Source organism: Nostoc sp., from assembly GCF_035638895.1.
Classification (GTDB): domain Bacteria; phylum Cyanobacteriota; class Cyanobacteriia; order Cyanobacteriales; family Nostocaceae; genus Nostoc.
In genome coordinates, this window is sequence record NZ_DASQZC010000452.1 from 1 (window position 1) to 23,015 (window position 23,015).

General features: G+C 44.8%; 17 protein-coding genes and 1 pseudogene. 6 read left to right on the plus strand and 12 right to left on the minus strand.

The window, feature by feature from the left end; all coding sequences use genetic code 11:
- A pseudogene (locus VE944_RS22845) lies at positions 1-264 on the plus strand (IS701 family transposase); the annotation flags it as partial.
- Here VE944_RS22845 and VE944_RS22850 read toward each other — a convergent pair.
- Both VE944_RS22850 and VE944_RS22855 read right to left on the minus strand, forming a co-directional pair.
- Positions 254-1,831 (minus strand): sugar ABC transporter ATP-binding protein, encoded by a 1,578-nt coding sequence (locus tag VE944_RS22850; protein WP_324982323.1) that lies wholly within the window; start codon positions 1,829-1,831, stop codon positions 254-256. The pseudogene VE944_RS22845 and the gene VE944_RS22850 sit on opposite strands and share 11 nt — an antisense overlap.
- A 164-nt stretch (positions 1,832-1,995) precedes the next feature.
- Positions 1,996-2,973, minus strand: coding sequence for an ABC transporter substrate-binding protein (locus VE944_RS22855; protein WP_324982325.1), 978 nt, complete (start codon positions 2,971-2,973; stop codon positions 1,996-1,998).
- A gap of 123 nt (positions 2,974-3,096) precedes the next feature.
- On the opposite strand from VE944_RS22855, the gene VE944_RS22860 reads away from it, so the two are divergent.
- Positions 3,097-3,834, plus strand: coding sequence for an SGNH/GDSL hydrolase family protein (locus tag VE944_RS22860; RefSeq protein WP_324982328.1), 738 nt, complete (start codon positions 3,097-3,099; stop codon positions 3,832-3,834).
- 485 nt (positions 3,835-4,319) lie between these two features.
- On the opposite strand, the gene VE944_RS22865 is transcribed toward VE944_RS22860, so the two are convergent.
- The gene (locus tag VE944_RS22865; protein WP_324982331.1) at positions 4,320-4,775 is read right to left on the minus strand and encodes a DUF1392 domain-containing protein; all 456 of its coding nucleotides are present in this window, start codon (positions 4,773-4,775) and stop codon (positions 4,320-4,322) included.
- A 180-nt stretch (positions 4,776-4,955) separates the two neighbouring features.
- Positions 4,956-9,122, minus strand: coding sequence for a GAF domain-containing protein (locus VE944_RS22870; protein ID WP_324982334.1), 4,167 nt, complete (start codon positions 9,120-9,122; stop codon positions 4,956-4,958).
- On the opposite strand from VE944_RS22870, the gene VE944_RS22875 reads away from it, so the two are divergent.
- Together VE944_RS22875 and VE944_RS22880 are read left to right on the plus strand one after the other, a co-directional pair.
- Entirely contained in the window at positions 9,121-9,282 is a 162-nt protein-coding gene (locus VE944_RS22875; RefSeq protein ID WP_324982337.1) for a hypothetical protein, read from the plus strand. The genes VE944_RS22870 and VE944_RS22875 overlap by 2 nt on opposite strands.
- Before the next feature lie 325 nt (positions 9,283-9,607).
- On the plus strand, positions 9,608-11,071 hold the full coding sequence (locus tag VE944_RS22880) for a calcium-binding protein (protein WP_324982340.1): 1,464 nt from the start codon (positions 9,608-9,610) through the stop codon (positions 11,069-11,071).
- Positions 11,072-11,422: 351 nt separating this feature from the next.
- Here VE944_RS22880 and VE944_RS22885 read toward each other — a convergent pair whose 3' ends face one another.
- Both VE944_RS22885 and VE944_RS22890 read right to left on the minus strand, forming a co-directional pair.
- Positions 11,423-12,133, minus strand: coding sequence for a GDYXXLXY domain-containing protein (locus VE944_RS22885; protein WP_324982343.1), 711 nt, complete (start codon positions 12,131-12,133; stop codon positions 11,423-11,425).
- 154 nt (positions 12,134-12,287) lie between these two features.
- Positions 12,288-13,703 (minus strand): DUF2157 domain-containing protein, encoded by a 1,416-nt coding sequence (locus tag VE944_RS22890; RefSeq protein ID WP_324982345.1) that lies wholly within the window; start codon positions 13,701-13,703, stop codon positions 12,288-12,290.
- A gap of 218 nt (positions 13,704-13,921) precedes the next feature.
- Here VE944_RS22890 and VE944_RS22895 point away from each other — a divergent pair, with 218 nt between their 5' ends.
- Together VE944_RS22895 and VE944_RS22900 are read left to right on the plus strand one after the other, a co-directional pair.
- Positions 13,922-14,893, plus strand: coding sequence for an RsmB/NOP family class I SAM-dependent RNA methyltransferase (locus VE944_RS22895; protein ID WP_324982348.1), 972 nt, complete (start codon positions 13,922-13,924; stop codon positions 14,891-14,893).
- A gap of 561 nt (positions 14,894-15,454) precedes the next feature.
- Complete coding sequence (locus tag VE944_RS22900) at positions 15,455-15,904, plus strand: NUDIX hydrolase (RefSeq protein ID WP_324982351.1); 450 nt, start codon at positions 15,455-15,457, stop codon at positions 15,902-15,904.
- A gap of 292 nt (positions 15,905-16,196) precedes the next feature.
- On the opposite strand, the gene VE944_RS22905 is transcribed toward VE944_RS22900, so the two are convergent.
- From VE944_RS22905 to kdpB, 6 genes are all read right to left on the minus strand, one after another.
- Positions 16,197-16,364, minus strand: coding sequence for a hypothetical protein (locus VE944_RS22905; RefSeq protein WP_324982353.1), 168 nt, complete (start codon positions 16,362-16,364; stop codon positions 16,197-16,199).
- 149 nt (positions 16,365-16,513) lie between these two features.
- The gene (gene pip, locus VE944_RS22910) at positions 16,514-17,464 is read right to left on the minus strand and encodes a prolyl aminopeptidase (protein ID WP_324982356.1); all 951 of its coding nucleotides are present in this window, start codon (positions 17,462-17,464) and stop codon (positions 16,514-16,516) included.
- A gap of 269 nt (positions 17,465-17,733) precedes the next feature.
- Positions 17,734-19,509, minus strand: a complete 1,776-nt coding sequence (locus VE944_RS22915; protein WP_324982359.1) for an iron uptake porin — start codon at positions 19,507-19,509, stop codon at positions 17,734-17,736.
- Positions 19,510-19,903: 394 nt separating this feature from the next.
- Positions 19,904-20,542, minus strand: coding sequence for a K(+)-transporting ATPase subunit C (kdpC, locus tag VE944_RS22920; protein ID WP_324982362.1), 639 nt, complete (start codon positions 20,540-20,542; stop codon positions 19,904-19,906).
- Positions 20,542-20,811: a potassium-transporting ATPase subunit F gene (locus VE944_RS22925; RefSeq protein ID WP_324982364.1), complete on the minus strand. Its 270-nt coding sequence runs from the start codon at positions 20,809-20,811 to the stop codon at positions 20,542-20,544. Before VE944_RS22925 ends, kdpC begins: the two co-directional genes overlap by 1 nt.
- A 6-nt stretch (positions 20,812-20,817) precedes the next feature.
- Entirely contained in the window at positions 20,818-22,959 is a 2,142-nt protein-coding gene (gene kdpB / locus VE944_RS22930; RefSeq protein WP_324982366.1) for a potassium-transporting ATPase subunit KdpB, read from the minus strand.
- Positions 22,960-23,015: the final 56 nt, after the last annotated feature.

Sequence of the window (23,015 nt, forward strand, 5' to 3'; positions counted from 1 at the left end):
ATTGAATGTTACCATCGAGCCATTAAGCAAGTGTGTGGAATTGAACTATTCATGGTAAGGACATCTGAGGCAATTAAAACTCACTTTTTTAGTGCTATCCGCGCTTTCGTTCAACTAGAATTAATGCGAACTCAAGAGTTAATTGAAAACTGGTATGAAGTCCAGAGAAATTTGTCTCTTCAGGTGGCTCGTGACTTCATTCTGGAACATCTTGAACAAAAGATGAGGTGGAATGCACATAGCCAGACTCATGTCAATGCGTAAGTCCTGATTCATTATCTGTGCTGCTCTGTTTCACGGCTTCCTGACGATCTGCACCTTCCGCCATTACGTGCAGAATTGCCTTTATGTTCTTCTGCTCGCCACTGAGTTCCGCAATTGACTGGCCGTCACGGAGGACGATAACACGTTGCGAACCTTCAACTAGCTCTTCCACTTCCGATGAAATCATGACAACCCCCAGCCCTTGCTCTGCTAATTCGGCGATCAGGCGCTGGATCTCGCCCTTTGCACCAACATCAATACCGCGAGTCGGCTCGTCGAGGAGAAGAAGTTTTGTATTCTTGCACAGCCATCGCGCCAGAAGAACCTTCTGCTGATTGCCGCCCGATAGTTCGTGGATCTTCTGTTCGGCGCTGGCCGCCTTAATTCCAAGGCGCTGCATGAAACGATCAACAAGCTCGTTCTGTCGTTTTCTGGAAACTACGCCCCATTGTGTAAGGTTTGGTAGTGCAGCGAGGGTGAGGTTTTCTCGCACCGAAAGCTCAGGGATGATGCCGTCCGCCTTGCGATCCTCTGAAAGGAAAGCTATCCCAACGTCGATCGCATCATGAGGATCGCGCAGGGATAGAAGATTACCTTCGAGTTTTACAGTTCCACCCTCAAGTGGTTCCGCCCCGAAGAGGGTACGCACTGTTTCACTTCGACCAGAGCCGAGCAAACCCGCAAGCCCAACGATTTCCCCATGCCGCATTTCAATCGAGACACCATTGAGCCGTTTCTTATATTTGAGAGCTTCCGCCTGGAGCAGCACTGGCCGATCTACTGCATTTTGCGATCGCCCTGCGAACGCCGTGACTCCTTTGCTCACCTCTTCTGGCTCACGACCCAGCATAGAACAAACGAGTTCCAAGCGATTGAGCGTTGCCAGGGATTGTGTTATGATATTGCGCCCATCACGCAGAACTGTAACGCGATCGCACACCGCATAGAGTTCTTCAAAACGGTGGCTGACGTAAACGATGGCTGTCCCTTCCGACTTTAGTCGCCGCATGACGTTAAAAAGAACAGAGACTTCAGTTTCGGTAAGCGAACTCGTGGGTTCATCAAGGATAAGCACCCGCGCACCAAAGGATATGGCGCGTGCGATCGCCACCATTTGGCGATGAGCAATATTGAGCGAATCAACTACCGAGCGCGGGTCAATATCCAACCCCAGGCGCTCCAATATCTCCGATGCTTCGGTATTCATCCGCCGTCTGTCAATAATCCCAAAGCGATGCGGCTCTCTGCCAAGAAAAATATTCTCAGCAACGGTTCGGAAACCCACAAGCTGAATCTCCTGGTACACAGCTACGATGCCTACCGCCTGTGCTTCGGTCGGGCTTTGGAATGTAACAGGACTCTCCCCGTAATCCATAACACCCGAATCTCGTCGATAGGCTCCCGTCATGATCTTAATGAGTGTCGATTTGCCAGCGCCGTTTTCTCCAACCAGCGCATGGATCTCGCCCGCCTTTAGCTCAAAATCTACACCCCGGAGCGCCGACACCCCGGAAAAACTTTTCTTTATGTCCCTCATGCACAAGACAGTTCGAGTCGCCTGAATCATCCGCTTTACCTAGTTTTTGTCCTGATACCCCATAGTCATGTTCTTTATTCATCGTCCAGGTTCAACATATTTCCTGGCTATCTTTTCTTTATTTATATGGCGCAAGAAGCTCGGAATAAATATAATTCTTTTGACTTTTGACTTTTGACTTCCGCTTTGCGGTATTAGTATGCTTCATCCACAAAATCTTTGGCGTTTGTCACATCAAAGAGTCTGTCCTCAAGAATGATTCTAGGAGGAATCTTTGTGCCGGCAAAATATTTCTCCATCGTAGCGAAAACAAGTGGGCCAAAACGCGGGTTCGACTCGACACTCACGCCAAGTTCGCCGCGAATAATCGCTTCAAGTGCTGCTTTCTGACCATCGATTGAACCGACGATCACATCCTTGCCAGGCTTCATGCCTGCGGACTTGAGAGCCTGGATCGCACCCAATGCCATTTCGTCATTGTGAGCATAAACTGCGGTGATATCAGAACCCTTAGCCTGGATGATGTTTTCCATTACACGCACTGCCGCAGCCCGCGAAAAATCCGCCGTCTGGGTAGCGATGATCTTCATGTTGGGATAACTGGCGATCGCATCCCGAAACCCCTTTGCCCGATCAATTGCGACCGATGACCCTGCTGTTCCGGTGAGTTCCACAATAGACGCCTTGCCATTAGTAGCCTGAGCCAGCCATTTGCCAACGCGGCGGCCTTGGACAATGAAATCCGAACCGAGAAAGCTGACGAAATGCTCGCCTGGTCTTCCCGCAGCTTCACGGTCGATGAGAAACACTGGGATTTTTGCCGCTCTCGCTGCTTCGAGAGCAGGTGTAAGACCCTCATATTCGCGTGGCGCGAGAAATATGGCATCGACTTGTCGGGCGATTAAATCTTCGATGTCGGAAAATTGCTTAGATGTCTGCCCCTGAGCATCCGTCATCAGAAAATCGTAAGTTTTGTTACGCTTGGCAGCCTCCTCTTTGATGCTGTTCGTTTCGGCGATGCGCCACGGGCCGATGTTCTCTGTTTGCGAAAATCCGACAATTTTTTTTGTTTTCTCGCGCACACAGCCAGACAGTGAGAAAGCCGCAACAATAACCATCGCGTAGACGCTAAATACCAGAAACTTTGACATATAGACTCGGACAGGTTTCATTCTTCATAACCCCATCAGATATTCTATTTCTCGTGTGCGATCGCTAATTATACTTAGATCCATCTTCTGATTCATATTGTCTACTATCTGCTCATGCTAACGTCGAACAAATAGGAGAGTGTCATGGCTCCGTTTCAACCTACACGACGACGGTTTATTCAAGTAGCTGGAGGGACAAGTTTCCTGACTCTCTTGGGCTGCAATCGACGGGAGCAAGCAATGCTGACACTATATACCTTTGGGGACTCAATTTTAGATTGCGGACGATATAACGAGTATGGGGTTCATCCAGGGCAACTCCTCGTCCAGAATGACGATCGCCTGTTTCCAGAGTTTCAAGGTCAAGACTTGAAATCACGCCAACCGACTCGTCTAAAACATCGTGCCCGTGATGGTGCAACGGTTGATGGTTTGCTAACTCAGGCGCAAGGATTGCGAGTCGAAGGAAAGGCGATGCCTGTGGCGGGCTGCGCCTACGCACTCATCACTATCGGTGGTAACGATTTATTACGGGGGTTAATTCGAGATTCCGGTGCAGGAATCGCAATCTTTGCGAATACCCTCGACACATTTATGCAGCAGTTGCCAATCCGTCCTGTTCTGCTAGGTAATGTGTACGATCCCACCTTCGGGGATGACAGCCGCAACTTTTTGGGTGTTGAACCGGCGATCGCTCGCCAGAATCTCCAGCGCATGAACACTACAATTCAAGAAATTGCCAATCGTTATGGACAGTTCGTTGATATCCACGCTCATTTCCTTAAGGGCGATCCATCATGGTTCACAGCGATGATCGAGCCAAGTCTGCGGGGTGCATCGGAAGTACGACGGGTTTTTCTTGCGTATATTGTCGGGAAATAAGGTTCAAAATAATATCTGGCTCAATGCTATTACTGCGGCGATAGGCAAGGAGCAGACATCGGATTCCTATAAAAATACTCTACTGAATTTATTTGCCTCAGTAGAGTATATAAATGTATATATATCTTATGCCTCTAAGCATTATCTTATCCAATAGTAAATCTTTATACTACAGTGTAAATACTGGGTGTTTTGAACAGCACGCAAATTGTAATGGGTGTAGACACGAAAGCGTCGATATTTCTTGAAGGTGCAGTAAGTTATTCAAAATCTCATCGGTTAGCTTGGCATCAAAGTAGTGCTTAGAGTTACCCAACAATCATTTGTCAAAACCTCTCGCATCGCTGTTTCATCCCTAAAAGTTTCTTGGGATTTGGTTGACTCATTATTCAGATTAAATCCCAGCAATAGGAAATCAACCTAAACGATTAAGCGCAGACTCGGATGAACGCACTAACTTTTTTGGTACAGATCCAAAAACATAGTCATGCATTCACTTTTACTAAATCCACATCCGCAAGCCAGATAATTCTACTTTGAGCCGATGCCATTTCTTCCAAAATTGGGGAACGCCATTCTACTGCATAAAGCCAATTGTTTTTCAGGCTAAAAATCCCTTGAATAATGCGACGTGATGGTTCTTCACTAAAATCAACTTCCACCACATCGCCCAATTTAAAAGCTGGTGTAGCAACTGGAGCTTTTTCGACTAAGTTTGTTCCAGAAAATTCTTTTTGAGACAAATAGAGTATTTCCCGACAGCAGATAATGGCATAAATCCATTCCTGTCTCTCCCATTGGACACCACAACAGTAGCCTGATATATCAGAGCTTGATAAGAAAACTTTTTCCATGATTTGAACTGCTAATGGTGGCATGGCTTTTCCCCACGGTACAGAACTATGCCAACAAGATTCTAAAGTGACAATTTGATTAATCATGCAAAGCAATCTCTTTTTTATACATAAACTACCTTGCACTTGTGTAATCCGGATGTAATTTCAAAATCCAGTCACAGCAGCATCTTAGTGAGCTACTCCAGAGAGGCAGGAGGGCAGGGGTGAGGTGATATCTAACGGCAAGCCCTAACTGCGAGTTCTCAAGAAGGGTACGAGTTCGCGCTACTTTCCAACAAAGGTCATAATTGCTTTTAGCAACTTCTCTGGCTCTACAGGTTTAGATATGTGCTGTTGGAAGCCAGCCGCAAGTGCCTGGTGCTGATTAATTTCTCCAGCATAAGCCGAGAGGGCAATTGCCCTGACTTTTCCACCAAGTTCTGTTGGCATTGTCCGGATTTGTTTTATCAGCATATAGCCATCCATGTCAGGCATTCCAATGTCACTGATCAATAAATCAAATTTTGTCTGCTTAAAAACTTGCAGTGCTTCAGTTGCCCTGGTGACTGAAGTAACGATCGCACCGCTTTGCTCTAAGATGAACGCAATCAAATCCCGTGTATCTGCATCGTCATCAACAAGCAAAATCCGCGTATTTTTAAGGGGGGCGGTGTCAAGAGTCGGTGGGGAGGAAATGCTTTCATTTTGATGTTTTGTTTGATCCGCCTTCATCAATGGCAATTTGACTGTAAATGTAGCACCTTGCCCTTCTCCTAGACTATCTGCTTGCACGGTTCCTCCATGTAGTTCAACCAGATGACGGACAATTGCCAACCCTAACCCTAACCCGCCAAACTTGCGCGTGGTTGTGCTGTCTGCTTGACGGAAATATTCAAACACATGGGGTAGAAAATTTGGATGAATGCCTTTGCCAGTGTCGCTAACTTGGATTTGAGCTTGCGAGCCAACACGCTTTAAAGCAATATTGACTTGTCCACCTTCGGGAGTGAATTTTACTGCATTGGAAAGTAGATTCCATATAACTTGCTGAAGATGGGTACAATCTCCTAACACTTGCCCAACTTCTGAATCAAGCATAGTTTGAATTTGAATCGATTTGGCTTCTGCTGCTAACTGCACGGTTTCAAGTGCCGATTGAAGTGTCGATGCCAGGTTAACGGGAACCTTGGTGAGGTTGAGCTTACCTTGCAAAATGCGCGAGACATCTAAAAGATCCTCAATCAGTTGGGTTTGCAATTTAGCGTTGCGCTCAATTGTTTCTAAGGCATAATCTGTTTTTACGGAATCTAATTTTCCACTACGAAGCAATTTAGACCAACCTAAAATCGGATTAAGCGGTGTTCGCAATTCATGAGACAATACCGCCAAGAATTCATCTTTGACGCGGTTAGCAGCTTCTGCTGCACTTCTTGCTGTTCGTTCTGCTTCATAGAGCCGGGTACGGGCGATCGCTTGGGCACATTGTTGTGCCAGCGATAAAATAAACATTTGCTGCTCTCCATCCAACTGTTGCGCCTGGATGAAACCAAAGGACATGCCACCGACTGCTCGACCTTCAATCATCAGGGGAATGGAAATCCAGGCATCGAAATGATGCCGCTTATATTGTTCAGTTAGGTGTGGATAGCGGATTGCTCGTGTTTTTGATGGTTCTGCCCAAATGGGCTGTCCGGTTCGCACGGCTTCTGCTAGAGGCACTGGATCATTGAGGGAAAACCTCTGCCAACCATTCATTTGCTCTGGTTCACAGCCCACAACTCGAATGACTTCGAGTTCAGTGCCAGTCTCATTTACTAAAGCAACAAGGGCAAAGTTAGCACTCAGAGCCGCAATCCCTTGATCTACAATCACATCTGCCACCTGAAGGGGAGTTAGGGATTCGGAAAAAGCAGCCGTCACAGATTGAAGCCGGGTAATGCGCTCGGCAGACTGCTGTGCTTCCCGGTAGAGGCGGGCATTATCAATGGCGATCGCGGCTCGATGAGCAATGTCTTCTGCTAACGCCATATCTGCTTCATCATAACGGCGATCGGATTCAGCCGTGACAAAGGAAATTGCCCCTAAAATTTGTCCACGGGCAATCAATGGCGAGATAATGCCAGACTTTAAACCCAGTTCGCGCAAGATTCGCAGATGTTCAGCGTCTTGAGCCACCGTCACCAATGCCGCATCTGGAATTTCAGCGGCCATTTCGGTTTTCCCAGTTCGCAGCACCTTGGGTACTCCCTCCATTGCGTCGATTTGTCTGGGATATTGCTGATGAATTTTCCAGCCAAATTCCACTTTCTTTGCATCGCGGTGAGCAACAGCAACTCGATGAATGAATTGATTTTCTTGCAGCAGGTCGATCGCGCACCAATCCGCAAAGAACGGCACTACTAAATTGGCAACGTTGTTCAAGGTTTGTTCATAGTCAAGGGAGGCTGCCAGGGCTGTGCTGACTTCTGCCAGAAATGCCGATCGCTGCTGGTCGGTTTCTGCTTCTAAACGTGCAGCTTGCTCTTGAATTTGCTGCCGCATCAATTGGGCGTGTTCCGCTTCTGCCTGTTTGCGGTCGGCAATGTCTCTGTTGATACTAATGAAAAATACAGGATTCCCGGCTTTGTCGTAGACGGTTTTGGCTGTTGTCTCAATCGGCACTACCGAACCATCTTTTCGCAGACAGAGAATTTCACCACAAAACTCTCCTGTTGTCTGAATAGACTGAATAATTTCAGCCGTCATCGTCGGTTTAATATCCGGGTGATGAAGAAAGTTAACGGGTTTGCCGATTGCCTCTGCGGCAGTATAGCCAAAAATTTGCTCGGCATTGCCCAGCCAGCGTTGAATCTTACCTTCTAAATCTGTTAACAAAATTGCATCGGGCATTTGCTGCAAGGCAACATCAGAAATTAGTAATTCGGCTTCGGCAAGTTTGCGCTCGGTGATGTCATGCATGACGACGACTGCCCCCTGTTTTTTGCCCTGGCTATCGGCGATCGCCTGTCCACTAGCTAGCAGCGTCTTTGCCCTTCTCTGTTTGGGCGCAATCACCATTTCAACATTCTCGACTGTCTGTCCCTGTAACGCTTGAAATAGCGGGATCTCGTTTTTAGGCATCCGCGTTTTGCCATCGGGCAAATACAGGTCGTAGTACTCTGCCCAGCGATCGGGTGGCAGTGGTTGCTCTGGCAAGCCATGAAATTCTCGCGCTGCTCGATTAAATAGGGTTAAAACCCCCTCGGCATTACACGCAACAATTCCTGCCTGTACATTATCAAGTAGCACTCTGAGTAACTCCTGTTCTTTTTCCAGCGATGCTTCGGCAAGCTGGCGCTCCGCAATTTCTAACTGGAGTAATTCGTTGGCTTGAGATAATTCAGCCGTTCGTTGTTCAACTAAACCCTCTAACTCAGACTGGGTTTGTTGCCGTGTTGCTTCTGTTTGCTGCCGCTCCAGTTCGGTGGCGATGCGTAGGGCAAAGATAGTCAATAATGATTCTGCAAGCTGAACATTTGTCAAAGCCTTGCCATCCATCACGCCCAGTAGGCCAAGGGGTACGCCCGTTGTATCAAAAAATGGAACCGCTACATAGCTTTCCACCTTTAAAGGTTCTAAAAGAGGCGCGTTGGGAAACAAGGCTTGGACTCGATGGGGATAGCAGCACAATTTTCGTTTCTGGAGTACTTCTTGGCAGGGGGTATCACGCAGCAGATATGTAAAGTTGTCGATTATTTGCCCCTTAGCGCAGGCGGCGATCGCCTGAATTGCTTCCTGGTTATCTCCCTTCACTAAACCAATATAAATGTAATCAACCCCCAGCACTTTGCTCAAATGTTGCACCAAAGCCAAGAAAAATGCTTCACCCGTTACAACAGAAACACCCTGAGTCACTTCTACTAAGGCTGCATCGATTTGAGCAATTTTACGCGCCGCCAGTCGCAGTTCTAGTTCATCCATCACCATTGCGGCAAGATCCGCCAGGATGGCTTTTTGCTCATTAGTTAAGGGATCATGGGGTTGTGTATCTAATAAACAAAGAGTGCCTAAGTTAAAGCCATCTGGGGTCAGCAATGGCGCACCTGCATAGAACCGCAGACCTGGTTCGTTTTGTACAAATGGATTACAGACAAGGCGATTGTCTTGCCTGGTGTCGGGAATAACTAAAACTTCATCGGATAATAACGCCCAGTTACAAATAGTTGCATCTCTTTGTACTTGCCGCAGATCAAAACCATAGGCAGATTTAAACCAGCCTCTCGATTCATCGACTAGAGAAACCAGCGCGATCGGCATATTAAATAAGCGTGCTGCCAAGGAGGTGATGCGATCAAAAGCTGGTTCTGCTGGTGTGTCGAGAATATTGTATTGCCGCAGTGCCTCTAAGCGTTCTATCTCATTTGCAGGTAAAGGAGCATTTGTTGCAATGGGTTTAGGGGAAGTTTCAGTCATGGACTTTGATCTGAGGGTGCGAGTAGAAGGCTGGAAGGACAACGGCAATGATATATATTATCCGCTTCAAGGGTGCTTGACCAGTCCAGCGATGTCTACGACGAGCTTCTCTACGAGACGTACTCGCGTTCGCTTACGCACCGCTTTGCGAAATCAATAAAAGTACTTGTACCTATAATTGGTCAAAAAATAATGTGAAGAATATGCTCTCGATCTGTCTTCAAGGAAAGACATTTAAATTTTGGTAGTATATAGGTAGTATGTTGTTAATACAGGGTTATCTTGTTGTGCGAGATAGTTAGATAAGTGCTATTGAAAAGCCTTTTCATAAGGTGAATCTTTGATGAGTATTACTGTTCCTCACTCTTGAGGTATAAACTTTGCCGAAAATGTCAATTTCGGCAAAGTTTTGTGCCCGAAAACAGCACAAATAGCAGGTTGAGAACTTAAGTTAGTGAAAAAATCGATTTAGGTAATAAAAGATTATGGCAAATATCATTGGAACCAACGGTAATGATACACTAGTGGGCAGCGAGTTAGCGGACACGATTAAGGGTCTTGTAGGCAACGATACCATCACAGGGAACGAGGGCGACGACACCCTAAGTGGTGGTGCGGGTAACGATACTCTCATTGGTGGTGCTCTTAATGATGCTTTCGTTGGTAGTGTAGGGACTGGCATCCCGCAGGGTTATGGCGGAAATGACTCCCTCGTTGCTGGTAGTGGTAACGATATTTTGAATGTTAATTTTTCAGAAGGCAATAATACTCTCGAAGGTAGCGCTGGTAACGATAGCTTGAGCGCTGGGGCTTCAAAAGGCAATAACTTACTCTCTGGTGATGATGGCAATGATTTTCTTAGCGCCTCTTACCTTGATGATAACTCCGGCGGATTTGGGGTTGTTGAATCCTCAGGCAATAATACCCTCAACGGTGGCGCTGGTAACGATAGCTTGAGCACTAAGGCTTCAAAAGGCGATAACCTACTTAATGGTGGCGATGGTAATGATTTTCTTGATGCCTCTGGCGATGATAACAGATTCACATTTTCTGTTTCCTCAAGCAATAACACCCTCATCGGTGGCGCTGGTGACGATAGCTTGAGTGCTGGTATTTCATCCGGCGATAACTTACTCTCTGGTGGCGATGGCAATGATTCTCTTGACGCCTCTGGCACCGACGCATACGGAACTGTCCCCTCCTCAGGCAATAACACCCTCAACGGTGGCGCTGGCGACGATTACTTGAGTGTTACCCTTTCAATAGCCAATAACTTCCTCTCTGGGGGCAAAGGCAATGATTCCTTTTATATAAGCACCATATCCCCAGATAGTGTCCCCTATTTTTCCGTGACTGATTCAGTAACTCAAACGGTTGATGGGGGGACAGGTGACGATTTATTATCCTGTTATGCCGGCTCCTATTATCGTTATGATCCCATTGAGGGAATCACTTCCACATTTAATGCTACTACTAACATTGGCTCAATTACAGTGGGCACGAATCGTGTTAGCTATAAGTTTATCGAACGATTAGACATCTTAGGTACACAATTCGATGACTTGATTGTGGGGAGCAATGGCAATGATACGCTCTCTGGGGGCTATGGTGGTAATGATAGCCTCTATGGAGGAGCTGGTACTGATACCTTTGCTTTCAATAGTTTCAATGAAGGCATTGATAGACTGTATGACTTCAACGCGACTAATGAACTAATTCAGATATCGGCTGCTGGTTTTGGTGGTGGGTTATCATCAGGTTCACTTCAAACAAGTCAGTTTACCCTGGGAACATCTGCAACCACTAACACTCAACGATTTATCTACAACAGCGCTACAGGTGGACTGTTCTTTGACCGTGATGGCAGTGCGTCTGGGTTTACTCAGGTACAATTTGCAGAATTATCTGGTGAAGTAGCACTAACCAAAAATAATTTTGTGGTTGTTTAATCGGAGTTAGCGCTCTGCCATCACCAAAGGGTACGGTTTGCGAGGTGCTTAGAATAGCACCTCGTAAACGATAGTGCTCAATGCAAGTAATTTTGGTAAGCGATAGCCATTCTTGTACAGATGATAAGATATTGCGATGCCTGCGGTTTTTGCTAGCCTAAGCGTCGCAATATCTAAATCGTCAAGACACAGCTATAATAAATACCCGGAAAATTGCTTATTCCTTATACATCTAGGATGCAATCGTCATCACCTGCTCACAATCCTCACCTGATGAGTACATTGTTCGCGTTAGCGTCTGTCTGCGACACGCTGCGCGATCGCACAGAAGGTGGGGACTTTCGCAATCCATTAAAAGCGATAGTTGCGATCGCGCACCCACATACTAACTGGCACTGCCTTACCCTGTGGATCAACTTTCGCCTTGACCACAATGGGCGGTACTTGTCCTCTACGGGCGCGTTGGGCTTGTAAGTCGTTCCTAATTTGTTGCCGTTGGTTTTCTGGGATGTAATATGTTTCTAAGCCGTAGTTAACAGAACCATCTTGATAAACACCTTTTAAGGCTACCTGATTAGCTCTTAGAGTTGTGGGGCGATCGCTACTTACTCGTAACGGTCTCCAAGCTCTAGGAACACCGCGACCGGTGGATAGTTGCTCTTGCAAAGTCACATAAATGTTGGTTCCTTCAGGCAATCTTCTGCCACTTCCACGGCCTTTGCTGACTAATGTTTGCCAACCAGGTAATCTGCTCAAATTTGCAGTGCGGGATATATTGTAATCTAAGTCTAAGGTGTTACCTTCTAGCACATTGTTAGGGTTTACAGGTACGGTTTGCAAAATCACCGTTTTACCTGTCACATCTGTATAAAGCGCTTGGGCTGGTACTGCCATAATTAGCCCTGTTTGCAGCGCCAGGGGAACTAGTAACCGCCAAAAAGGTAAGCGCTTATTCGATTTTTGTTCACTAGCAATCAAGTAATCCCGAAAAGTTACCTTACTAGAAAATTCGGCTTCGGGAGATAAGGTTTTATTCTTAGATTCAGAAGAACTATTAGTCATGAGCGTAGTCCTAAAAAGCAGAGGGATTGAGGAGGTCAAAAGTAACGAGGTTAGGACTGACGCAGAGAAACTTTAAAAACTTTAACGCACAGAGATTTTGATGATGAGCAGATTTCAGAATTCAGAATTCAGAATTCAGAATTCTAAATTTGCACTACTTTTTACTTGCACTACCACCAGGTAGGCGGCGTTCAAACCAGAGTCCAGCGCTAATTAAAGCAGAACCGCACAAAATAAAGACTAGGGACTTGAAAAGTAAATCGGTATCGTACTCTTGCACGCGACTGATAATTTGCAGTGTTACTAACAACATACCGCCCCAAAAGGAACTTCTGTTGTTTAATTTCAATCCTTCTTGAATTAGTCCCCAGGCTAATGTTGCTAGAAGTACATTGAAAATAAAAACACCAAGTTCATCAATCCGGCTGATAGTTTGATGCCAAAAAGGTACTACGGTAATAAAGGCAAGAAAGGTACTAATGACAGCAGTGGTGAAAATCACTTCGCGGCGCGGAGGGTTATTTCTTTGACGCAGTAGAAACAACCATTGCAATACCGCCAAGCCACTGAGAATCCCCAAATCGATAATCGGCAGAGACGCGAATAAGTTTGTCACATTCGTAGGCTGATTATAACTATAATTTGGAGATTCCCAGACCCAACGAAAAGACAAGATATAAAAGACTATGCCAAAGCTTACCAAGGCTAAATTACGGGCTAGAGATTGAAACAACCTGTAATTTATGCTTGGAAACAGCAAGTCATCATAACTCCAGAATAATGCAGGTGGGAGTGCAAAAGCAAAAGATGCCACCCAAGGGGCTATATCAGCATAATTCAGCAGTGGCAGAGGATTAAGGTTGGCTTGTAAGGAACTAGCAAAGACAAAGGCTGCTAGACCAAAAATCCAACGCGAACGACAGAAATAGGCTAAGGGTACAAACACCAGCCATGCCAATAAAGGCATGTGCTGCACCACTAAGCGCGACCAAGTTAACTCACCTGAAGCGTACCACAGGTCTTCTAATCCTGTCCAATAGCCGATTTCCACGAGGATAATTGACAGAATTCCTAAAGAATTTAAGCACAAACTAAAGGCCATCACCACAACGCCCAACCCCCAAGCGAGAAACAGTTGGGAAGCTGAACCAGCAATATTGAACATCTGGGCCATCAGCAGTAAATTTGCACCGAAAATGAAGGCGCTTAAAATGAGCAACGCCTCTCCCAGTAAGCGTTTGCTTTTTTGTGGCTTCTTTCCTTCAGGTGGTCTCCAATTGTAAAAACCAGTGATTGCGATCGCAAAAAACAAACTTATCATCAAAATAAACTTGACTTCTCGCGATCCTCCCTGCCAGTTTCCTGCTACAAAAGTAATTATGCCTAAGCATAAAAGGATACCGCCTATAGCAATTGCGATCGCTTTATTGCGATCGCGTGTAGCAGCTTCCAGGTTTTTAAATTGATAACGTTCTGCTATTTCCTCATACAGCGAAGAACTAATTAATCCTTCATCCCTCCATAATTGTGCTTCTTTGCGTAATTTTTGCGGAAAACTATCTAAGAACATGACCTTCTCCGGTGCAGTGGGGTAGCTTGGCCATTGCGTTCCCAATGGCGGTCATTATATTTTGAGTATGAAGCCAAAACCCTTAATTACATTGTTCTTGTGTAACAGTTTTATTTTGATTTTGATACAACTTACTAATTCGTAATTCGTAATTTGTAATTTGTAATGACGCTCAAGGTCTTGCTAACGTAATTCGTAATTGATAATTCATTATCTACATGGAAAAACCTTCTAATTTATTACTTAAAGTCTCGCGGCGTTTGTTCACTAATCTAGATGAGCAAGAGAAATTTATTGAGGCTTTAATGAATCCTCAGCCTTTTTCACCCAGTATTCTTTGGTGTAAAGAAAAGCCAGAGGTTTCGCCTTTGACAGTGGAAACACCAACCTATTGGCAACCACAATTTATAGACCGTTTATGCTGGGGAGAAAAACCCGGTCAGCATCCCTTGCATCAACAAGGATATTTCTATTGTTTAGACTTTTCTTCGGTGTTTGCAGCTACTACTTTGTTAGCTATTCCTGTGCCAGTAAGTTTAGTTTTTGATATGTGTGCCGCACCAGGAGGTAAAAGTATTTTCGCTTGGAAAGCTTTACAACCTGACTTACTTATTAGTAACGAAGTAATTGGCAAACGCCTGGGAATGCTAATTTCTAATTTGAAGCGTTGTCAGATTAGCCCTAGTGCAGTAGTTAACAGAGATTCGAGTATATTTGCCGAAATGTTTCCCGAATCTAGCAATTTAGTAATAGTAGATGCTCCTTGTACTGGACAATCTTTACTGGCTAAAGGTGAAAAAGCTCCCGGATGTTTTCACCCAACTGCTATTAATAAGAGCGCAAATAGACAAAAACGTATTATAGCTAACTCTGCTAAACTTGTTTCACCACAAGGCTATCTTGCTTATATGACGTGCACATATTCACCCGAAGAAAATGAGCAAGTTTGTGAATGGTTTTTGGAACGCTTTCCCCACTTCCAGGCAATAGAAGTTAGTAATTTAGCCAAATATCAGTCGCATTTAACTAAAATGCCTTGTTATCGGATGTTTCCTCAGGATAGGTTCGGTGCTGGTGCGTTTACAATACTGTTTAAAAATACTAACGAGCATGAAAACGAGGGTAAAAAAGTAGATTTAAATACAATATCTTCGTTGTATATTTACCAAAATCTAAAAAAGTCAAGTTAGCTAAATTGGTAGCAGATATCGCAATCCTAAATTATTTGTGAATAACGAGATCCCCGACTTCTCTAAGAAGTCGGGGATCTGAATCTTGTGATTTTAACGGAATCAAATAGGATTGCTGCATATTCTGGCTTAGTGTCAGAATATCTAATGTTTTGAATAGTGCTACATTTGTCAATCAGCCACCAGGAGTACACCTTTTATAGCAATTGATTTTATATTTATAAGGTTACAAACCTACTACAGCACGGCGGAAATAATCATACCCTTCGGGTTCACCAGTCGCCTGCGGAGGGAAACCCTCCCGCAGCGCTGGTTCACCATTTCAAATGGCACAAAAGCTTGGAATACAATTATGCGTGACTTTTGACTTTTGACTTCCGCCTTGCGGTTGTGCGGTGCTACTTCAACAATCAATAACTTTCAATAATTAACTTTTATGGTTGAGAAAATACTTTAACCTTTTTATAACCTAAAGTTAACTAAAATTTATCCGGTATCAGCACTATACTTTTTGAAATAAACGTTGTACAAAAAAGCTAGACCGTAAAGGATGCAAATTACATGAGTCGAAAAATCAGCAAAGTGTTTAAACAGTCTGGGGTGATTCCTTATAGAGTCAAAAATGGCAAAATTGAAATCTTGCTAATCACAACCCGTAACTTTCAACACTGGGTAATTCCGAAAGGAGATATTCCTAATGGGATGAGTCCGCCCGCTTCAGCAGCCAAAGAGGCGTGGGAAGAAGCAGGGGTGATTGGGCAGGTAGATACTAATGAACTTGGTAGTTACAAATACCGCAAAGGTGGCAAAACTTACCGAGTAAAGATGTATTTGTTACCAGTTGAGATACTGAGTGAAGATTATCCAGAAGCAAGTAAAAGAAAACGGCAGTGGGTAGAAGCGGCTACAGCTATCAGATGGGTTAAGTTTAATTCACTCAAACGAATCCTTAAAGGTTTTTTCCAGGTCAAATCTCACTTTTGTGCATTTCGAGATGCTAATTCAGTATAGAAAAATACATTAATTAGGTATCAGAATTAAACTTACGATAAAATCTTAGTTGGTAGTGAGCAATTCATCGCTTATAGTAAGGTTTCTCAAGACTAAAGTCGTTACTACAAATTTGAATTTATTTATGGTTAGCTACTTATTGAAAAACCCTGGAAGCAATTTGAGAGATTTTCAATAAGTAGCTATAGTTAAAACAACTGCGTAGGCGTAGCCCGCACTTCTCTACGAGACGCTGCGCGTAGCTTGCTTCCACAAAGTGGTACGGCAAGCTCAGTGACCACCGTAGGCATCGCTAATTAAAATACGTAAACATTAAACGTAAAGTATCATCCATGTTTACATTTATAAAGAGGACTTGGGGAATTGTCTCCCCATTTCCAAGTCGTGCGGCAACGCCCAAGGGTTTAAGACCCCCAGCACTTTTTGGTGGACTTAAATCAGGTGGGGTCTGAATCCCCATCTGAATTCCTCCCCTTGTCCCCTTGTCTCTTTCTTCAATTGATGGTGAGTATGGGTCTATTTATTAAGTGTAAAATCCGTTATAAATCCATAGTAAAGCTAACCAAGTTTTTATATCGGCAATTCCATAAGTGGCGTGATTTCAACAACTTAATTGAGAAGTACTATACTATCTGTTGCCTCAATCAAAGCACTACGAATTCCTGGTTCACTCATCGAATGTCCGGCATCAGGAACCACAATAAATTCTGCTTCTGGCCAAGCGCGATGTAATTCCCAAGCTGATATCATTGGGCAGACTACATCATAGCGTCCCTGAACAATTACAGCCGGAATATGGCGGATACGGTCTACATTTAAGAGTAATTGATCTTCTGTTTTCAAAAATCCCTTATTCATAAAGTAATGGCATTCAATACGTGCAAAAGCTGAAGCAAATTCACTCTCGCCAAATTTTTGCATGAGTTCTGGGTCTAAAAAAAGTCTACTGGTACTAGCTTCCCAAATTGACCAAGCACGCGCTGCTGTTAATTGAATTTCTAAATCTGGATTGGTCAAGCGTTTGTAATATGCTGCGATTAAATCATCACGTTCATCTACGGGAATTGGTTTGAGATATTCTTCCCAAGCATCAGGAAAAATATAGCTAGCACCCTCTTGGTAAAACCAGCGCAACTCTTTTTGCCTTAGCATGAAGATACCACGCAGAATTAATCCCGCGCAGCGAGAGGGATGGGTTTGACTGTAGGCTAATGATAAAGTGCTACCCCAACTTCCACCGAAGACTACCCACTTTTCTATACCTAAATGTTGGCGCAGTTTTTCGATATCACTGACTAAATCCCAAGTAGTGTTTTCTCGTAATTCTGCATGGGGCGTACTTTGACCACAACCGCGCTGGTCAAACATCACTAACCGCCATTTTTCGGGGTGGAAATATTGCCGATAAAAAGCTGGACATCCACCACCAGGGCCCCCATGCAGCAAAACGATGGGTTGACCTTGGGCGTTCCCTGACTCTTCAAAATGAATAGTATGAAGGTCAGAAACCTGTAAACTACCTTCTAAGTAAGGCTCGATTGCTGGGTAAAGTTCTCGCATTTTGGATATTTTATCAGCAATGTAGTCATAGCGATCGCGCCAGCCCTAAGGTGGGACTTTATGTAAATTCTTGGGGGTTGCCCGAATTCAATAAACGACTGCCCGAATTTAATATAGGAACTTAGCAAACTTGCTTTTATTAAACACAAAAGCGATGTCTACGATGGTTACTGAGCTTTGTCGTTCGCGGAGCGTCTCGTAGAGAAGTGCGGGCTACGTCTACGCAAGAATGCAGAATTCTGCATTCTTGACGCTTTTGCTGTAAACCTTTAGAAGGTGAAAGTGGTTCTCAGCGTACCGATAATCGCATCGTCGTTACCGCTATTTTGACCAGGCGAGGTCAACCAGATAACACCAGGGGTGATTGAAATGTTATCTGATACGCGATACTTGTAAAAACCTTCAAAGTGATATGGTATATCATTACCAGCAAAACCTGGTCGGTTAAAGGAATAGGGTTCTGCACCAGCAAAAATACCTAAAACGTTACCCGGCTTACCGAAATCAGGTAAGGCTATCCCAACACCGTAACTCCAAGCTTCATAATCATCATTTGAACCGAAGCTTGTGACATCGTGGTAAGAAACAAAGCCACTAATTGACAGTTTGTCGCTGGGTCTGAAGGCTGCCGACACACCATAAGAATTACTGGAAGATGCGTTTAAGGTACTTAGGGTGTTAGCTTGACCAGTACCTACGATGCGGCTAGTGCCAGGCAGACCACTACCAGCATCAAATAAACCGATACTTCCAGCACCATGATAACCGTGAACGTAGGTAGCAGCGATCGCCAAGCGATCTCCAACACTAAAGTTCAACTGTCCAAGAGCTGCATAGTTACCCTGCAACACACCTTGATTTGCGCCAGGATTATTAGCATTTGACGCCAAGTAGCCTACAGTCAGTGAACTTGGTTTGAAAACACTGCCACCGCTACCAAAAGGTAAAGTCAGTGCTGCACCTGCACCACCACCAATGCGATAGATGGGACTTTCAGAAGCAAAGGTAGATAAAGCCCCATTACCACCATCGTAGTCCTCAAAGTAAGGGTTGTTAGTGGCAGCATAATCGCTATGAATACCTCCGGTGGCCGCTACGTAAACTTGGGCTGGGCCTATAGGTACGTAATACGCTAGCCAGTCTATAATCACACTATTGTTATTAGTAGTGCCGACTTGAAACGTTTGTGTACCTTCAGTAGTATCGATAGGAAGACCAGCATTATCTCTTATTGAAAAGGCTGCTGCGTTACCAGCAGCAAGACGGGTGTGTAAAACGTCTTTACCCGTGAAGCTGGTTTGCAAGTCTAAACGTACCCTATCTTGGAAGACAGTATTGTTCGCATCGCCAGTATTACCGCCAAACACATCAGTAACGGCAAAAATAGCTTCACCCACCAATTTTGTGGTAGTAGAAAACTGATTTGCTTCCAGTTCAGCAGTCCGTGCTTCTACAGCATCTACTCGGCCACGCAGAGTTGCTAGCTCTGCCGAGAATTCCTCTTGCAAACGTTGGAGGGTTGCTAAATCCTGTTTTGTCACCAAATCAGCCGTTGCTGTGGCAATCAGTTCATTAACCCGATCTAAACAAGCATTCAAACCTGCGGCAAATTCATAACGCGTTAGTGCCCGGTTGCCACGGTAAGTGCTATTGGGGTATCCAGCAATACAACCGTAGCGTTCAACTAGGGATTGTAAAGCTTGGAATGCCCAGTCAGTCGGCTGTACATCAGAAAACTGAGAAACTGATGTGACTTGAGACAGTGAATTCTGCTTTTTGCCTTCACTGCTGTAGCGGTTAACTTCTTCTAAAACCTTGTTTTCATCAGTCTTTTGGGCAACCAACTGCCGATTAGCTTTTGGTTGCTCTGTTTGGATGAATATTGAAGCACTAGAAGCTATTGGTGCTTCTGCTTGAGCAACTTTTGCCTTTATACCTTCAAAAGAGGCTGGTACTTTAGTAGCCATAGCCCTAGCGGAAACCAACACCGTCACTCCCAAAACTACTGGGCTTAGTACCAGAGTTTTCCACAATAGATTAGACATTTTTTTATTTTCCTTTCCCAAAAAAGGCCCAAAATGACTGGCTTCAAGAAAAAGAGAACAAGCATTTATTGTACTTGTTGGAAATCTTATCAGATTCCAGTAGGTTTCAGATATACCTGACACAATTATTACGTTAAAGAATCTTAACTTATCCCACAGCTTCAAGCCGTGGGAAAATTTAGTCAGTATTTTTAGCTTGGAATTGCAGCAAAAATATCGTTCACTGCAAGAGACGCGATGAATCGCCGTCTCTACAATAATCAATCTTTCGTCTTGACGGCGATTTATCGCATGTTTGCGATCTAGAATTTTTATCAAAAAACCTTAACCGAACTGAATTGAATTCTGAATTCTGACTTCTGTTCGATCAAGAACATCCCTTTTTCGCTATTTCCTATGCTTTTATCTTATCCAGAGCTAAATTCAGCTTTAACACATTAACTCCAGGTTCACCAAAGATGCCAAGAAAGCGACCATCAGTATTTTGAGTAATCAAAGTTTCCAGTTGGTTCGGCTGAATTCCTCGCGCCTTGGCTACTCGTGTAATTTGCGCGATCGCAGCTTCAGGAGTAATGTGAGGGTCAAGGCTGGAACCAGACGTGTAGACTAAATCGCCAGTCGGCTGCACACCTGCTGTTTTCAGACGAGTGAAGTCACCTTCAACCTTTTTGCTGGGATCGGGGTCATCTTTACCTTTGATGCGTTCCATTAATGCGGGATTACTAGGAGCCAAGTTACTAGCACCAGAAACCCCGGTTTTCAAAACTCCCCCATCATCTTTTTTGGGATCGGCTGTGCTGTAACTCGTAGTACTGGGACGGCTGTTAAAATAGCGATCGCTACTAAAAGGTTGACCAATCAAAGCAGAACCGACAACTTGACCTGTGCTATTTTTCAGTAGACTACCGTTTGCTTGAAACGGAAACACAATCTGCCCAATGGCAATCATCGCAAAAGGATAAATAATCGCTGCAATAACCCAAAGTACCAGGGTAGAACGAACAGCTCTACCTGCTTCGCGTGCAAAACTCATTAGAATTTCTCCGGTACAAACATTACAAAAAATAAATAAATGGAAAGCCCTAGCGTCACTAGTCCTAACAATCCCAATCCCCAAGATTGACTGCGAGAAAGTTGTTCACCAGTAGCTGCATAGACTAGAGGTGCAACCACTAGGTTGAAACACATCGCCAGGAACAAATACAGTGGCAGCTTTTGTCTACGCCATTGACACCAGATTTCAGTTATTTCTTCTAATACTTGGGATACAGGAATAGCGCGTCGGCTCTGAACGGGTTTCATAGTAAATTAAGACAAAGGTAGGATAATATCTATCAGTTTGATGGCAATGAAGGGAGCAACAATGCCGCCCAGACCAAAGATGAAGATGTTGCGGCGTAGCAGTTGATCTGCTGTTAAAGGTAAAAACTTTACCCCTTTGAGTGCTAGTGGAATTAATGCCGGAATAATCAAGGCGTTGTAAATCAGCGCTGAGACGATCGCAGATTGGGCGCTCTTTAATCCCATAATATTAAGTGCGCCGATTCCAGCAGCTGCGAAGATAGTAGGGATAATGGCAAAATACTTGGCAATATCGTTAGCGATGGAGAATGTTGTCAACGCTCCACGAGTAATTAGCAACTGTTTACCTATGGTTACTAAGTCAATTAGCTTCGTAGGATCGGAGTCTAAGTCCACCATGTTAGCAGCTTCTTTGGCAGCTTGCGTTCCAGAGTTCATCGCCACACCCACGTTTGCTTGAGCCAAAGCAGGTGCATCGTTAGTACCATCCCCAGTCATTGCCACCAGTTTACCCTGAGATTGTTCAGAGCGAATCACTTCAATTTTGTCTTCTGGAGTCGCTTCGGCAATGAAATCATCCACCCCGGCTTCCTCGGCAATCACCGAAGCGGTAATTCGGTTGTCACCTGTGAGCATGATAGTCTTAACACCCATGCGGCGGAGTTGGTCAAACCGTTCCCGCAAACCAGGTTTCACAATATCTTTGAGGTAGATAACACCATAAATCTTGTCATCTTGGCAGACAGCTAAGGGTGTACCGCCTAATCGGGAAACTCGCTCATAAGCTGCGTCTACATCATCAGGAACGTAGCCGCCACGAGAGCGGACAAATCCCTTAATGGCATCCACCGCCCCTTTCCGAATTTGTTTGCCATCGGGTAGATTCGTGCCACTCATCCGGGTTTTTGCAGAAAATTCTACACCCTCGGCTTTGTCGAGATTGAAGTCTACCGCAGCCTGAGACTTTTCTGCTAACATCACAATTGACTTGCCTTCTGGCGTTTCATCAAATAAGCTAGCAGCTAGGGAAACTCGCGCCACATCTTCTAGTGAGTGATTATCCAGAGGAATAAACTCATCAGCCATTCGATTACCCAAGGTGATAGTGCCTGTCTTATCCAGCACCAAGGTGTTGATGTCGCCGCAAGCTTCTACGGCTCGACCAGATGTAGCAATGACGTTAAATTGGGCAACTCTATCCATCCCTGCAATGCCAATCGCACTGAGCAAACCGCCGATAGTGGTAGGAATTAATGCTACCAATAGCGAAATGAGAATAGCAACGCTAGCACCCGCCCGCAAACTGTTTCCCGCTTCAGGCCCAAAGGCAGTGCTGATAAAGCTGGCGATGTAGCCGACAAATGGGGGCATAGTTGCCACCACAATTAGGAAAACTTGTGTTAACACTGCCAACAATACCGTCAAAGCAATCTCGTTGGGAGTCTTGCTGCGTTCTGCCCCTTCTACCAGGGAAATCATGCGATCGATAAAGCCTTGGCCAGGATCAGCACTAATGCGAATTGTCAACTCATCGGAGAGTAGGCGTGTACCGCCTGTCACCGAACTAGCAATATCTGTACCTGGTTGCTTCAGTACAGGGGCAGATTCTCCAGTAATTGCAGACTCATCCACCGAGCCGATGCCTTTAATTACATCTCCATCGGCGGGAATCATATTATTTGCAACCACTTTTACCAAATCGCCCCGTCGCAGTTCCGTAGAATTGACTTGTTGTATGGAACCATCGGGGAGGACTTTGTTAGCGATCGTATCCGATCGCGTCGATCGCAATGAATCAGCCTGTGCTTTACCGCGTCCTTCAGCTACGGCTTCGGCAAAGTTGGCAAAAACGAGGGTGAAAAAGAGAATAAAGGTAATTAACCCGTTTAATAAGCGTTGTTGATTGACATCCGCCTGAATTGTACCAAACAAATTTGGGTTAAGGGTAACAATAAAGGTGACAATTGTCCCCACCCAAACAACAAACATAACTGGGTTTTTGACAGTAATTCGAGGATCGAGCTTGATAAATGACTCGCGGATTGCTCTTTGGTAAAGTCCCCGCATATCTGTCTTGGGGGTGTGCTTGCGCGAGTCACGAGTTCCAGATGGAATACGGGGCGAAGGAGAATCAGTAGTAGTGGGCATACATTAAATTTTGGGAATGGGAACTGGGGAATGGGGCATTGGAAGATTAGGTGGAT